The organism is Oscillatoria sp. FACHB-1406 (genome assembly GCF_014698145.1).
Lineage (GTDB): Bacteria > Cyanobacteriota > Cyanobacteriia > Cyanobacteriales > Spirulinaceae > FACHB-1406.
The window spans coordinates 13,307-27,138 of sequence record NZ_JACJSM010000004.1 but is presented as its reverse complement, the minus strand read 5'-3'; the positions used below and the strand labels follow the sequence as shown (position 1 = coordinate 27,138).

Here is a 13,832-nt window from a genome sequence, read left to right as displayed (position 1 = left end):
AATTATGATGATTAGCACTCTCGCTCTTAGTCGAAAGGATAGTTTTCTTGACTTTTATCAAATTGTCTTGGCTATAATTGCCATTTTATTGTTCTTTACTAACTTAGATTTGTACTTGTATATAGCTGGCATAATTCCCTACCCGCCGACAATTTTAATTTTTGGATATGCTTTATTTTCTCTTCCGGTAGTTTTCTCTAAATATTCCTCCTTGCCTCGGTATTTTATATTTTGGGCTATTGCGTTTATTTCGATCTCAAGTCTGTCTCTACTAATATTTGATAATAGTAGGGTAAGTTATCCGATTGCTTTTCAAGAATTCAGATTGAGAATACTATCAACTATTTTTTTGGGACTGATGATCGTTGTCTTTTCTAAAGACGGTGTAATTCAGAAATGGGTAAAAAAAGCTATTTTATTAGCGGTCATATTAGCAGTATTTAATAATATCTATGATTTTTTTCATCCTTTTGTTTTTTGCTCGTGTAATCTTGGTCGCCCCGCAGGATTATATATTAACCCTAATCAATCAGGATATTCTCTAGTTTTAGGGATGATTTTCAGCATTGGTGTAGTTAAGCCAAAATACCGTTTTTATTTTTGGCTTTTTGTCGGCATTGGCTTAATACTTACTCTTTCTCGATCGGCGATAATTGGCTACTTATTTGTGACTTTACTACTAGCAAAGGAAAAAAAACTTGTAATTTATTGGAAGTCAACATTGGTTTTGATTTCATTGCTACTTATAACTTATCTTATTTTTTACTTAGGGAATTTAGGGAGTAATGGGATAAAGCTGACCGAAGTAGGGAATATAAATTCTTTTTATGATTACTCGATTTCTGTAAGAATGGAATGGCTTAATAATCCATTTTTACTCGATGAGTCTGACTCTTTACGATCGAGAGTGATTGAGTTAGGATGGATAATGTTTTTACAACATCCATTGTTCGGTAATGGCTTAGGTTCTACCTTGGATTGGCAAGAAATAGTATCGACCCATAATATGTACTTGTATTACATGGTGGATCACGGAATTATTGGCATCTTTATTTTTCCGATTTTGATATGGGTTGTAACAAAACACGCTCGTGGAGAGGCTAGATTTATAGGCTTGCTGTTTACGACTTTGATGCTATTCTTGGGATTGTTTAGTCATAATTTACTGACAGAACGTTATGTCTTAATTGGGTTTGCATTAATGTCAGCAATGAATTCTAACAGTCACAGAACAATATCCAAACATCTATACAGATGAAAATATTTCATATCATAACGGGTCTGAAAGTGGGAGGCGCAGAAATGATGCTTCTTAAGCTTTTGGAGAGGCGCTCGCCAAAAGTCAAAGCTAAAGTCATTTCTCTAACTCACACTGACTCTATTGGAAAACGCATTAATGACTTAGGAATTCCTGTAGTCGCATTAGAGATGCGTCCTGGTACTCTCAATCCATTTGCCTTACTTGGGTTGGTGCGATTACTACAAAAAGAGCGACCAGATATAATTCATACCTGGATGTATCATGCAGACTTACTAGGGGGACTTGCTGCGCGATGGGCTGGAATTCCATCTATCATTTGGAATATTCGTAGTAGCGATCTATCAAGGGAAAGAAATAAAGCTACGACTCGTTTAGTTGTAGCTTTATGTGCGAAGTTGTCTGTTCTAATACCCAATCGCATTCAGTGCTGCTCTAATGTAGCGAAAGATATACATTTATCCTGGGGCTACGATCGCGATAAATTTATTATTACCCCCAATGGCTTTGACCTAGAGCGTTTTGTACCAGATTCTCATGCGCGTCTAGCGGTACGTCAAGAGCTAGCTGTAGGAGTAGATACACCTTTAGTCGGTTTAATAGCTCGGTTCGATCCCCAAAAAAATCATAGCGGTTTTTTTGAAGCAGCTGGCTATTTACATAAAAAGAGACCGGATGTTCATTTCTTGTTAGCAGGCGATAAGATCGATACGAAAAATCCAGCTATCATAGCGGCTATCGAGCGAGCGGGAGTTAGCGATGTCACTCATTTACTAGGGCTGCGTGAAGATATCCCTCGTATCATGGCATCTCTTGATGTTTTAGCCTCTTCTTCTTACGGGGAAGCCTTTCCTAACGTATTAGGTGAAGCAATGGCTTGTGGGGTTCCTTGTGCTGTTACAGATGTCGGGGACTCAGCCTATATTGTTGGCAATACAGGAAAGGTTGTTGGGTCAGGCGATATGAAAGCTCTCGCTGAAGCACTAGAATCTTTCCTCGATCTTCCCAGCGAGGAACGCGAGCAGATCGGGCAACAAGCCCGCCATCGGATTCAAGAGAACTTTGACATTTCTCGCGTTGTTAAACTGTATGAAGCTTTGTACGAGGAAGTTTACGCAAGTTAAAAACTTTATGTGCGGTCTTACAGGTTATTGGAGTCAAGCAGGCAATCTAGAAAATTTAGAAGCGATTGCCTGCAAAATGTCGAATACTATTATCCATCGCGGCCCTGACAGCAAAGGGACTTGGGTAGACCCCACAACAGGTATCGCTCTCGGACATCGCCGCCTCGCTATTGTTGACCTTTCCCCCGAAGGTCATCAACCCATGCACTCCGCCAACGATCGCTATATCCTCGTTTTCAATGGCGAAATCTATAACTTCCGAGACCTCCAACAACAACTCCTCGCCTTCGGTCATTCCTTTCGCGGTCACTCCGACACCGAAGTGATGCTCGCTGCCTTCTGTCAGTGGGGAATCGAACCGGCAGTACAGAAATTTGTGGGGATGTTCGCTTTTGCGCTTTGGGATAGACAAGAGCGAGTTTTACATTTAGGGCGGGATAGGCTCGGCGAAAAGCCGCTCTACTATGGCTGGATGGGGGATACTTTTCTCTTTGGTTCCGAACTCAAAGCCCTCAAAGCGCATCCCCATTGGCAAGGCAAAATCGATCGCGATGTCCTGACACTCCTCCTACGTCATAACTACATTCCCGCTCCCTACTCTATTTATCAAAACATTTACAAACTTCCCCCCGGAACGCTCCTCACTCTCCCGACAGCAAACCCCAGCGCTCGCCCCACGCCTAAACCCTACTGGTCGATGCAGTCCGTCGTAGAATCGGGACGAGATAACCCTTTTCAGGGCAGCGAAAGAGAAGCCGTTGCCCAACTCGATAGCCTTCTCCGCGATGCCATCAGCCAGCAGATAGTTGCTGATGTTCCTTTGGGGGCGTTTCTCTCCGGCGGTGTTGACTCCTCAACCGTGGTTGCCCTCATGCAGGCGCAAAGCAGCCGCCCCGTCAAAACCTTTACCATTGGTTTTCACGAAGCTGCTTATAACGAAGCTAACGATGCCAAAGTCGTGGCTAGACATTTAGGAACCGATCATACAGAACTCTATGTGACCCCAGAAGAAGCCCTCGCGGTTATCCCCAAACTACCCGCGCTTTATGACGAACCATTCTCCGACTCGTCGCAAATTCCTACTTTTCTGGTCTCCCAACTCGCTCGCCAGCACGTTACTGTCAGTCTATCGGGCGACGGTGGCGACGAACTCTTTGGCGGCTATAACCGCTATTTCTTAGCTAATCGAATTTGGAAGCAGGTTGGTTGGCTTCCCCAAAACCTAAAAAGTACAATTGCCCGAGGTCTTACCCTTCGTTCTCCCGAAGCTTGGAACAAAACCTTCGAGCAACTTGCTCCTATCCTGCCTAAAAGCCTCCGACAACGCCTTCCTGGAGACAAACTTCATAAACTCGCTGCTGTGTTAGCAGTTGATAGCCCAGAAGCACTATATACTAATTTGGTTTCCCACTGGTCAAACCCCGCTGCCCTTGTCCTCGGTGCATCCGAACCGCCAACGGCACTCACCGACTCCACTCACTGGGCAAACTTGCCGGACTTTACCCAACAGATGATGTATCTTGATGCCGTAACCTACCTTCCAGGCGATATTCTCACGAAAGTAGATCGGGCGGCGATGGGAGTCAGTCTGGAAACCCGCGTTCCCTTTCTCGACCATCGGGTTGTAGAATTTACCAGTACCTTACCGCTCGCGCTCAAAATTCGTCAGAGTCAAAGTAAATGGCTGTTGCGTCAAGTGTTATACCAATATGTCCCTCCGAAGCTCATCGAACGCCCGAAAATGGGTTTTGGTATCCCCCTCGATCGCTGGTTGCGAAACGAACTGAGGGATTGGGCAGAAGATTTACTGAGCGAGCAGCGGTTAGAGCAAGAAGGTTTTTTCAATCCCCAACCGATTCGCCAGAAGTGGCAAGAGCATCTATCGGGTACGCGAAATTGGCAATATCATTTGTGGGACGTACTAATGTTTCAATCTTGGCTAGAGGCGCAATAGTTGGGTCATGAGCGATCGCATTACAGTTATCGGTCTAGGATATGTCGGACTTCCTGTCGCCCTGGCTCTAGCTGAAAAATTCCCCAACACTATTGGCTTCGATATCAATCCCGATCGCATCCAAGAATTGAAAGCAGGACGCGATCGCACCAAAGAAGTCACTCCTCAAGCCCTACAACAAACCTCCCTCCAGTTCACCGCTGATATTGAGGACTTATCGGCAACAAACTTCTTTATTGTCGCCGTTCCCACGCCTATCGATCGCAACTCTCGCCCCGATCTTAGTCCACTCCTCAAAGCCTCCGAGTTAGTTGCGAAAGTTCTCCAACCGGGTTCGGTAGTGGTGTATGAATCTACCGTTTATCCCGGAGTAACCGAAGAAATTTGCGGCCCCGCCCTCGCAAGAACTTCGGGCTTAAAACAGGGCATAGATTTCAAACTCGGTTACTCTCCCGAACGCATCAATCCCGGCGACAAAGCCCATACCCTCGCCAAAATCGTTAAAGTCGTGTCTGGCGAAGATGCGGAAACCTTAGAACGAGTCGCTAGCGTCTACGAAGCAATTATCGAAGCGGGAGTCTATCGCGCCCCCTCCATTAAAGTTGCAGAAATGGCGAAAGTGATTGAAAACACGCAACGCGATTTGAACATCGCCTTTATGAACGAATTAGCTTTAATATGCGATCGCTTAGACATCCGCACTCACGACGTTCTCCAAGCCGCTCAAACCAAATGGAATTTCTTACCTTTCACTCCCGGATTAGTGGGCGGACACTGTATCGGCGTTGACCCCTACTACCTTACAACAAAAGCAGAAGAACTCGGCTACAATCCTCAAGTCATCCTAGCCGGACGGCGAATCAACGATAGTATGGGAAATTATATCGCTCAACGGCTGGTTAAACTCTTAGTTAAAGCTAATTTACCGATTAAAAATGCCCGTATCGGAATTTTAGGATTAACGTTCAAAGAAAACGTCCCAGATTTGAGAAATAGCCGCATCCCTGACATCGTTCAAGAATTACAACAGTTTGGCATTAATCCCCTCATTCACGATCCGCTGGCTAATCATAAAGAAGCGCAAAGGGAATATGGAATTCAACTGGCAGTATGGTCAGAACTATCAAATTTAGATGGAATGATTTTTGCTGTAAATCATCAATATTATTTGGAATTACCCCTAGCTGAACTTTTAAAAAAATTGCGACCCTCTTCGGTGTTAATAGATGTAAAATCAGCACTCGATCCGAATAGTTTATTTCCTAATATATATTATTGGAGTTTATAGTCAATTTATTATTTCTCTGAGACGTAGCGTCAGTTATTTTACTACCAGAAGCGCAATGATTTCTATAAAAAAAAATGTACCTTGGCAACTAAAAATTCTCTTGAAAATAATATTTTCTAGGCTGCCACTACCTTATAATGTTTGGAGAAATATCTCAATTTTTAGACACGGTAGTATGCAAGATGCGGCTTATGCTTATAGGGTTTTCAAGAAACATTTTAATGAAAGCAAACTAGCTAAAGATTTTACTACACTGGAACTAGGACCGGGAGATAGTCTGTTTGCGGCAGCAATCAACTATTCCTTGGGCGGCAAAAAAAGTTATTTAGTAGATACTGGATATTACGCTAGCAGAAGTGTTGAATTCTATCGAAATTTTAATATTTTTTTAGAGTCAGAAAAGTTACCAACAAAAGACCTAAGTGCTTGTAGTAACCTTGAAGATATACTGAAGAGTTATGAAGCTTTCTATTTAACAAGAGGATTAGATTCTTTACGAAAAATCCCTAGTAATTCGGTTGATTTTATATTTTCTCAAGCAGTTTTAGAACACATCAAAAAAAGAGAATTTACTGACGTTATCAAAGAGTTGCGAAGAATTGTTAAAGATACAGGCTACTGTTCGCACACCGTCGATCTAAAAGATCATTTAGGAGATGCCCTTAACAATCTTAGATTTACGGAGAAAATTTGGGAGTCTAATTTTATGTCAAGTTCTGGTTTCTACACGAATAGAATTCGATACTCAGAAATGATAGACATATTTAAAGAGGCTGGCTTTGAGATATCACATATTTATACGAGCCAATGGGAGCAACTACCAACCCCTCGTTCTAAGCTTGCATTTCCATTTAAAAATATGGATGAAAAAGAATTGTCGATCTCAGGATTTTCAATTGTTTTAAGTCCTGTATAATTAAATATTGAAAATTAATAATAAAGGTCAAAAAAGAAAACAGTGTAAGCACTTTCTTAACTTATGAAAATTTTATTTGTAATCACTAGAGCAGATACAGTTGGAGGAGCACAAGTTCACGTTAAAGATTTAGCTCTTAGACTAAAACAAGACAATCATTCTATTAAAGTTATAACAGGCACATCCGGAAAATACATTGATCTTTTAAATTCTCTAAATATTGATGCTATTTCTTGTCCAAGTTTGAAGCGTTCAATTAGCCCGATGAATGATTTTAAAGCCATGAAAGATATTCAAAAGAAGATTGAAGAATTTATCCCAGATATTATAAGTCTTCATTCTAGTAAAGTCGGAATATTGGGCAGATTAGCTTGTTATTTTTCTAATCGCAAGCCTTGCATTTTTACAGCACACGGTTGGTCATTTACCGATGGAGTCCCTGAACCTCAGAAAATAGCTTACCGAATAGTCGAGAAGTTAATACAGCCTTTAGGCTCTAAAACTATTTGTGTTTCAGAGTACGACCGTAGTTTGGGAATTAGTGCAGGAATGAATCCTATTCATTTAGTGACGATTCACAATGGAATGCCAGATATTGAACCTTCCCTTCGGGCAAACCCTGCTCAAAGCAATCCCTTAAGACTGATTATGGTAGCACGAATGGATGCTCAAAAAGATCATTCAACCTTACTTCAAGCTATTACAGGAATTCCAAATATCAAACTTCAGTTTGTCGGAGATGGCTCAAATTATACAGAAATTTATAATCAAGCTAAATATTTAGAATTGCTCGATAAGGTAGAGTTTTTGGGCTTTCAGACTAATGTAGCAAAATTTTTGTCCAAAGCACAGATTTTTCTGTTGATTTCAAATTGGGAAGGTTTTCCACGTACTACTTTAGAGGCGATGCGAGCAGGATTACCGACAATTGTATCCGATGTAGGGGGAGCTTCTGAAGCCATAGTTGAAGGTCAAACAGGTTACTGTGTTCCTCAAGGGAATGTTGAAATACTGAGGACTAGAATATTAACTCTTGTTAATAATGAAAATATCCGCAAGCAGATGGGAGAAGCGGCAAGAAGATACTACGAACAAAACTTTATGTTTGAGGAAATGTATCAAAAGACGCTTGCCGTATACAAAAGCGTTTTAGATAAAAACTCTAAGGTTTGCGATAATTAGAGATGAGCCTTGTAACTAAAGTTTTTTATGAGTATCGTTATTACAGGAGCAACCGGCTTAATGGGAAGCCTTTTCCTCGAAGCCTTAACCCGCGAACAGCCAAAAGCGGAAGTCCATTGTCTAGTTCGTCCGGATAGCGATCGCTCCATAATCAATAGCCTCGCTCTAAAACTGTATTATTCTGTCGGCGATAGCTCGACTCCTCAAAATTGGGAAAGTCTCCTCAGCGAGAAAACGCTCAACACAATCATTCATCTTGCTCAACTCCGTCACGTTCCAGTTATTCTAGACTCTTTAAAGAAGGCTCAACAGTGGCCTCGCCTAATTATCATTGGAACGACAGGCGTTTATTCTCAATACAATCAATACTCGCAAGACTACGAGCAAGCAGAAAGCACACTCCAAACCTATAGAGGTTCATACTGCCTGCTCCGCCCGACGATGATTTACGGTTCGCACCGCGATAAAAATCTGCATAAATTGATAAAATTCTGCGATCGCTACGGTTTCTTCCCCGTCTTCGGCAGCGGTAACTGCCTCCTCCAACCCGTCCACGCCGACGACCTCGCAAAAGCTCTCCTTTCCGTCCTCCTCAACCCTAATATCAAAGGAAGCTACGACCTCTCTGGCGGAACGGTTGTCACCTTTCGCGAACTCCTTGCCCTCGTTGAAAAACTCCTCGAAAAACCCGTGCGTCCCCTATATGTTCCCTACAATCTCGGTTTGGGAGCGGCAACCTTTGCTGAAAAAATTCTTGGAGCGCGATCGCCTGTCCGCCGCGAACAAATCCTGCGCCTCCAGGAAGACAAAGCTTACTCCCACGAAGCAGCCCAACGAGATTTTGGTTACGAACCGCGATCGCTTGAAATCGGACTCGCCCAAGAAATTGAAATCTTGCGTGCCGAAGGCATCATCTGAAAGCAATTTAAAGACTAAATCGCTATCTTTTCGGGCAAAGAGTTCAATCGCACAAATTTCTGTTGCCTCGCAAACTGCGATCGCGACAATTACAGCCAAGATTCCATCTCAAAAGGCTCGACAGCTTGAATGCGTCGGAAATCTCGATCGCTCGTTACGAGAGTGAGTTGATGCTGAAGTACAACCGCAGCAATCCACAGATCGTTCTCTCCAACTCCCAACTGTTCAAGATTTGTTCTCCGGCGTTGTGCTTTATCCTTGGGAGCGTAGCGAGCGAAGATTCCTGCTTTGAGAGTCCCATAAACTTCAGCGGTGATATCGTCGAGCGGATAAATGTAGAGTCCTTCCAGAAAATGCCGAACTAAATCCGTATTTGCCTGTCGCTGTTGAGAGCGGGCAGCCATATCAAATAACTCACTCTCGACAATCGTACAAGTGGCGATCGCGCCATCTCCAATGCGATTAAGGCGATCGCGAACTTGAAGATTGCCGAGAATCGCAGAACTACAATGATTCGTATCGAGGAGAAACATTAATCGAAAGGATTGACACCATAGTCAAATCGTGCTGACCCCTGTGAATTCTCAACCGCTTCCAGGCAGTCCTGGAGATCGTCGCCCGACCAAGCATTCAGCGTTTGGAGATGAGCTAAAAACGATCGCGCGGTTGTCTTCGTCGGTTGTCCCGAAAGGGAATCAACAAAGCGGAGAACGATCGCGAGGCGACTATTGGGTAAAGCATCGATCGCGTGGAGGAGTTGTTCTCTAAGACTCATTTCAGTTTATCGCAATGACGCGATCTGCCACTAACTACGCTATCTCTAGGATATCTCGATCCTCCCAGAGCTACAATGCCGCTACAGCAAAAATTTAGTGCAGTGCGATTGGGCAATTGGTATGCGCTCTTAACTCACTATATAGGCTATAATCCGCTCGCATCTGCAACCCAATCTTCCGGGAATCGATCGCGCCGGTCGAAAAACCCTAAATGCGCCTGCGCGAAACGTAAAATGAAATGGTGTGATGTGTGTGTGAGTGATAACCGATGACTGAAATACCCCTTATCCCTTTAATGGCGTTAAGTTGCGCCCTCGCCCTAGTCTTCACCGGGCTCCTCAAGGCGAACTTCCAAACCCGATTCCTCGACATTCCAAACGATCGCAGTTCCCACACCCGCCCGACTCCACGCGGCGGCGGACTGGGCTTTATCCTCGCCTTTGCGCTAACGGCTGCCTTCACCCATCCAAACCCCCTCGCAGTCGGACTGGTTCTCGCGCCCCTCGCTCTCATCGGCTTTCTCGACGATCGCGGTCACGTTCCCGCTTCAATCCGCTACCTCGTTCAACTGCTCGCTGCTGCTCTCGCCATTGCCCAGTTCGGCACTCTGCCACTTTTCGCAATTCCCTTTATCGCGATCGCCTTTACCGCCTTTATCAACTTCTACAACTTTATGGACGGCCTCGACGGTCTCGTTGCCAGTACCGCCGCCCTCCAACTCGCCTTCCTTGCCGTTACCCTCAATCAACCGCTCTGGTGGCTGCTCGTCGCCGCCCTCCTCGGCTTCCTCTACTGGAATTGGTCGCCCGCGAAAATCTTTATGGGCGATGTCGGCAGTACCGTTCTGGGTGCTAGTATCGCGATCGCGCTTCTCAACAGTCCCACGCCTACCCACCTCTGGACTGCCCTTCCCATTACTTTCCCCCTTATCGGCGATGCCACCTACACCCTCAGCCGCCGCCTCCTTAAGGGCGAAAATATCTTCAAAGCGCACCGCACCCACCTCTACCAACGCCTCCAGCAATCCGGTTGGACGCATTCCCAAGTCGCGATCGCGTATCTGTTGGTTACGGGCGCGATCGCGGTTTTGATTAGTACCCTTGGACTCCTCGGCAGTGTTATGAGTACAGGACTAGCGATAAGCGCGATCGCTGGAGGGGAATTTTATCTGTACCGCAGAAACCAGCACGACCAAGGCCCGAATTCAGCAGATCGAGTTTTAGAGGCATTGAATTGAATAAAATAAAACCATGCTCGGTTAACCAACTCTTTAACTCGAGGCTCCCCAATGGTTAGTTTTGCCCAACGTATCCCCCCACTCGAAAACGGCGATCGCCTGAATCGCTATGAATTTGAGCGCCGCTACAATGCGATGCCCCATCTCAAGAAGGCAGAGTTAATTGAAGGAGTGGTTTATCTAACTGCGAGCGTAAGGTTTAAGAGTCACGCAGAACCCCATGCTCATCTGATAAGTTGGTTTGGGATTTATCAAACTTTTACTCCGGGAGTTCTGCTGGGCAATAATCCCACAGTGCGTCTCGATCTCGACAACGCCCCTCAACCCGATATTGCTTTATTCCTCGACAAACAACGGGGCGGACAAGCCCGACTGAGCAAAGATGATTATATTGAAGGTGCGCCCGAATTTATTGCTGAAATTGCTGCCAGTGGTGCCGCGATCGATTTAGGGGATAAGAAACGCGCTTATCGGCGCAATCAGGTGCAAGAATACTTTGTCTGGCAGGTCTTCGAGCAAAAATTGGACTGGTTTGTTTGGCAGGAAGGGAAATATGTGTCCTTACCGATGGATGAGGCGGGAATCATTCGCAGTCAAACTTTTCCGGGTTTATGGTTAGCCACGCGGGAATTATTAGCCGGAAATATGCAGCGCGTACTATCGATTTTAAACGAAGGATTAGCCTCAGCAGAACATCAAGCTTTTCTGCGGAAACTTTCTGAATCGTAGCCCATTGCCTGTATAACGCATACCACAGCAGTTAATTGTTGCTGCAAACAGCCTCGCCCACTACCACTCCCAAATCGCGATTATCCTCCGATAAACCGCTCGTCTTCGGATTTAGCGTCGAACGGGTTCCAACCCGCACTAAATACCATGCCAAATCTCTTTTCCCTTCAACGCCGACGCTTAGGCGTTCTTCGGGATTTTGTAACTGGAACTGCTGCTGGGCTAACGGTTGTGGCAAACTGGCTAGCGTCTGACTGGAAAAAGTACCGCCAGTCGGTAGCGGGTAAGTCGTAACCTCAATAGAGAGCGGTGTTGCTGCCGTTAAATCCTTTCTCGGAGCGAATAGAGAAAAATCCAAGCGATCGCGATGGCCGCAACTCTTTGCTAAAAACCAACATTCTTTCCCGCACCAACGCCCCAAAGTTCCGCCAAAATCCTCCCACCAAAATAAACTTTTCGACCAGGAAATGGCTAAGTTAGATTGTATGAAAGGATAGTTAATTCCGGCGCTAATCCAGCGAGCAGTATCAGGCATTCCTTTAGAAAAAGATACGGGGTGACGTTTTGGAAGCCATTTAGAACCATTTTCTAAGGCTAGAGATATGCTTTCATCTGAATTTACGTCAATCTGTAAATCTTTAAAGCGAACTGCGATTGGTTTTTCAAAGGGTTGTAGTTCTGACAATGAATAAGCTCTGTTTTCCGCAGTTCTAAAAGTGGCAATGTTAGCTGATTGCCCTAGCCATCGAAAAACCGATCGACTGGGTTGAGCTAAATTAGCTTCAAAAGCGGAACCTCCCCAGGTAAAGTTAAGAAAACAAAATATTATTATCAGTGCAGCCATTATGGGAACAATTAAAATTACTTTCTTATTGAAGATATTATAAATCCGTATCTTTTCATTCTTATGAATAAATTTATAAGCATTTTTTGCCTCAAGATTTCTATCACTATATTTTCCAAGCAGAGTCGCCCATGAAATAATATGAGCATAAAATACAGGTCTGATGTCATCAAGATTTCCTAAAAAAGAAGGTACAATAAAAGCTATTGTCAGTAAAATAACTAATATTTTTTTGCTTGCAGTATCTTGACAACGCAAAGCTACCAAGAAAATGAGGAGGATTATAGAAAAAAAGATAGTAGAGTGACATAAACCAAATTCTACAGGAAGTTGTACAAACCAGTTATGAGCGCTATGAAATACGCCGATCGAAGAGTTTGATTTAAAAGCTTGCGAATTCAATTGAAACCAACTCGCATACCCGTGTCCCAGAAGGGGCGATTCTCTAAATATATTCCAAGCTGCAACCCAGAGTTTATAACGCATATCATCAAAGAACATCGGAGCGCTCTTCCAGGAATAGCCAATTTTTCCAGCAGTTTCAGAAATCAATAAAGGATTGCGTACCAAGCTGTATACACTACTACCTACGCCTGCTAATATTACTCCTCCAATCATTAAAATCGGAAAGTTTCGTTTTTTCCAACCTTTAATCGAGGAGTAAATGCTGCAAATTGTTAGATAAAGCAGGCAGAGTAAAAATCCTCCTCGTTGACCCGTCGCTAAAATTCCTAATGTAAAGAAACAGGATAACGCGATCGCTAAAATTCTCCTATACAGATCGCGCATTGAAAGACTCAACCATAATGTAATAGCTAAACCGGGTGCTAAATACGTCCAAACAGGACCCGGATTATCAAATATCTGCGTCATTTTATAATCGTAGGAGCCGTAGACGCTGTTGACTAAACTTTTAGGTAGAAACTGGTCTATCTTTAACATCTCTCCTAAAAAACCAGTTCCAGTAACGATTGTAGCTCCAAATACAATAGAACTCAGTAAGAATTTCCAAGCCTCTCGCACTGTTCGTCCTAGGAAAAAAACCAGCGTAGCTAAAATAACACCTGTAAAGAAAATAAAAAAGTTTCTAATTCCATAGTGCTGGTTAACCGCAGCTTGCATAAGACACTCTAGCTTAGGAGCAAACCCTGGAATAATCTTGCAGGGAATCCATTGCTGTCCCGGCGTTTTAAATAATGATAAAAATGCTCTAGGAGCAATTAAAATCAAAAGATTAAACCAAATCAATCCAATAACAATAAGCTCGCTGCGACGCAATACAAAAGGAAGGGTTAACGGTTTGCCAATTTTCCAAGCAGTAGCCAGTAGAGCGCTAACGACAGCAACTCCAAATAAATCTGGAGTAACGGGCAAAGTATAAGCGGGATAGACAGGAACTAATAAATAAACAATTGTAATGGCGGCAAGTCCAATAGTTAAAGCTACATAATAAAGCTGCACTCTTTGAGCCTTCATGTTCGTCGATAAAAAAGGGATTGTGGCGGATTTTGGGGGCGATCGCGATCGCGCTTCGTCTAATATATAGAGAAATAACCCCGCTGTAAGGAGGATATCTGTCTAAATTATCGAATCTTGCGAGCAAGTT

12 protein-coding genes are annotated in these 13,832 nt (G+C 43.8%); 9 read left to right on the top strand and 3 right to left on the bottom strand.

Annotation, left to right across the window (positions count from 1 at the left end; all coding sequences use genetic code 11):
* The first annotated feature begins 4 nt into the window (after positions 1-4).
* From H6G50_RS05815 to H6G50_RS05785, 7 genes are all read left to right on the top strand, one after another.
* Positions 5-1,258, top strand: coding sequence for an O-antigen ligase family protein (locus tag H6G50_RS05815; RefSeq protein ID WP_190714210.1), 1,254 nt, complete (start codon positions 5-7; stop codon positions 1,256-1,258).
* Entirely contained in the window at positions 1,255-2,382 is a 1,128-nt protein-coding gene (locus H6G50_RS05810) for a glycosyltransferase (protein ID WP_190714208.1), read from the top strand. The genes H6G50_RS05815 and H6G50_RS05810 overlap by 4 nt, the downstream gene beginning before the upstream one ends.
* Positions 2,383-2,389: 7 nt before the next feature.
* Complete coding sequence (asnB, locus tag H6G50_RS05805; protein WP_190714206.1) at positions 2,390-4,336, top strand: asparagine synthase (glutamine-hydrolyzing); 1,947 nt, start codon at positions 2,390-2,392, stop codon at positions 4,334-4,336.
* A 7-nt stretch (positions 4,337-4,343) separates the two neighbouring features.
* Positions 4,344-5,624, top strand: a complete 1,281-nt coding sequence (locus H6G50_RS05800) for a nucleotide sugar dehydrogenase (protein WP_190714204.1) — start codon at positions 4,344-4,346, stop codon at positions 5,622-5,624.
* A gap of 55 nt (positions 5,625-5,679) precedes the next feature.
* Positions 5,680-6,540, top strand: a complete 861-nt coding sequence (locus H6G50_RS05795; RefSeq protein WP_242032728.1) for a methyltransferase domain-containing protein — start codon at positions 5,680-5,682, stop codon at positions 6,538-6,540.
* 63 nt (positions 6,541-6,603) lie between these two features.
* Positions 6,604-7,722, top strand: coding sequence for a glycosyltransferase family 4 protein (locus tag H6G50_RS05790; protein WP_190714202.1), 1,119 nt, complete (start codon positions 6,604-6,606; stop codon positions 7,720-7,722).
* Between the two features lie 27 nt (positions 7,723-7,749).
* A complete protein-coding gene (locus H6G50_RS05785; protein ID WP_190714201.1) occupies positions 7,750-8,640 on the top strand; it encodes an NAD-dependent epimerase/dehydratase family protein in 891 nt (296 codons plus the stop codon).
* Between the two features lie 89 nt (positions 8,641-8,729).
* Here the strand turns inward: H6G50_RS05785 and H6G50_RS05780 are convergent, their stop codons facing one another.
* The gene (locus H6G50_RS05780; RefSeq protein ID WP_190714200.1) at positions 8,730-9,173 is read right to left on the bottom strand and encodes a type II toxin-antitoxin system VapC family toxin; all 444 of its coding nucleotides are present in this window, start codon (positions 9,171-9,173) and stop codon (positions 8,730-8,732) included.
* A complete protein-coding gene (locus H6G50_RS05775) occupies positions 9,173-9,415 on the bottom strand; it encodes a hypothetical protein (RefSeq protein WP_190714198.1) in 243 nt (80 codons plus the stop codon). The genes H6G50_RS05780 and H6G50_RS05775 overlap by 1 nt, the downstream gene beginning before the upstream one ends.
* A gap of 269 nt (positions 9,416-9,684) precedes the next feature.
* Between H6G50_RS05775 and H6G50_RS05770 the strand changes: the two genes are divergently transcribed.
* Both H6G50_RS05770 and H6G50_RS05765 read left to right on the top strand, forming a co-directional pair.
* Positions 9,685-10,653: a glycosyltransferase family 4 protein gene (locus tag H6G50_RS05770; protein ID WP_190714196.1), complete on the top strand. Its 969-nt coding sequence runs from the start codon at positions 9,685-9,687 to the stop codon at positions 10,651-10,653.
* A 51-nt stretch (positions 10,654-10,704) separates the two neighbouring features.
* A complete protein-coding gene (locus H6G50_RS05765; protein ID WP_190714194.1) occupies positions 10,705-11,382 on the top strand; it encodes a Uma2 family endonuclease in 678 nt (225 codons plus the stop codon).
* A gap of 31 nt (positions 11,383-11,413) precedes the next feature.
* Here H6G50_RS05765 and H6G50_RS05760 read toward each other — a convergent pair whose 3' ends face one another.
* Complete coding sequence (locus H6G50_RS05760; protein ID WP_190714192.1) at positions 11,414-13,702, bottom strand: O-antigen ligase family protein; 2,289 nt, start codon at positions 13,700-13,702, stop codon at positions 11,414-11,416.
* Positions 13,703-13,832: the final 130 nt, after the last annotated feature.

Excerpts from the sequence above, each read along its gene's own strand:
- H6G50_RS05780 (WP_190714200.1), bottom strand. The coding sequence starts at position 9,173 with ATGTTTCTCCTCGATACGAATCATTGTAGTTCTGCGATTCTCGGCAAT.
- H6G50_RS05770 (WP_190714196.1), top strand. The coding sequence starts at position 9,685 with ATGACTGAAATACCCCTTATCCCTTTAATGGCGTTAAGTTGCGCCCTC.
- H6G50_RS05800 (WP_190714204.1), top strand. The coding sequence starts at position 4,344 with ATGAGCGATCGCATTACAGTTATCGGTCTAGGATATGTCGGACTTCCT.
- H6G50_RS05760 (WP_190714192.1), bottom strand. The coding sequence starts at position 13,702 with ATGAAGGCTCAAAGAGTGCAGCTTTATTATGTAGCTTTAACTATTGGA.
- H6G50_RS05810 (WP_190714208.1), top strand. The coding sequence starts at position 1,255 with ATGAAAATATTTCATATCATAACGGGTCTGAAAGTGGGAGGCGCAGAA.
- H6G50_RS05795 (WP_242032728.1), top strand. The coding sequence starts at position 5,680 with ATGATTTCTATAAAAAAAAATGTACCTTGGCAACTAAAAATTCTCTTG.
- H6G50_RS05775 (WP_190714198.1), bottom strand. The coding sequence starts at position 9,415 with ATGAGTCTTAGAGAACAACTCCTCCACGCGATCGATGCTTTACCCAAT.
- H6G50_RS05785 (WP_190714201.1), top strand. The coding sequence starts at position 7,750 with ATGAGTATCGTTATTACAGGAGCAACCGGCTTAATGGGAAGCCTTTTC.
- H6G50_RS05815 (WP_190714210.1), top strand. The coding sequence starts at position 5 with ATGATGATTAGCACTCTCGCTCTTAGTCGAAAGGATAGTTTTCTTGAC.
- asnB (WP_190714206.1), top strand. The coding sequence starts at position 2,390 with ATGTGCGGTCTTACAGGTTATTGGAGTCAAGCAGGCAATCTAGAAAAT.
- H6G50_RS05790 (WP_190714202.1), top strand. The coding sequence starts at position 6,604 with ATGAAAATTTTATTTGTAATCACTAGAGCAGATACAGTTGGAGGAGCA.
- H6G50_RS05765 (WP_190714194.1), top strand. The coding sequence starts at position 10,705 with ATGGTTAGTTTTGCCCAACGTATCCCCCCACTCGAAAACGGCGATCGC.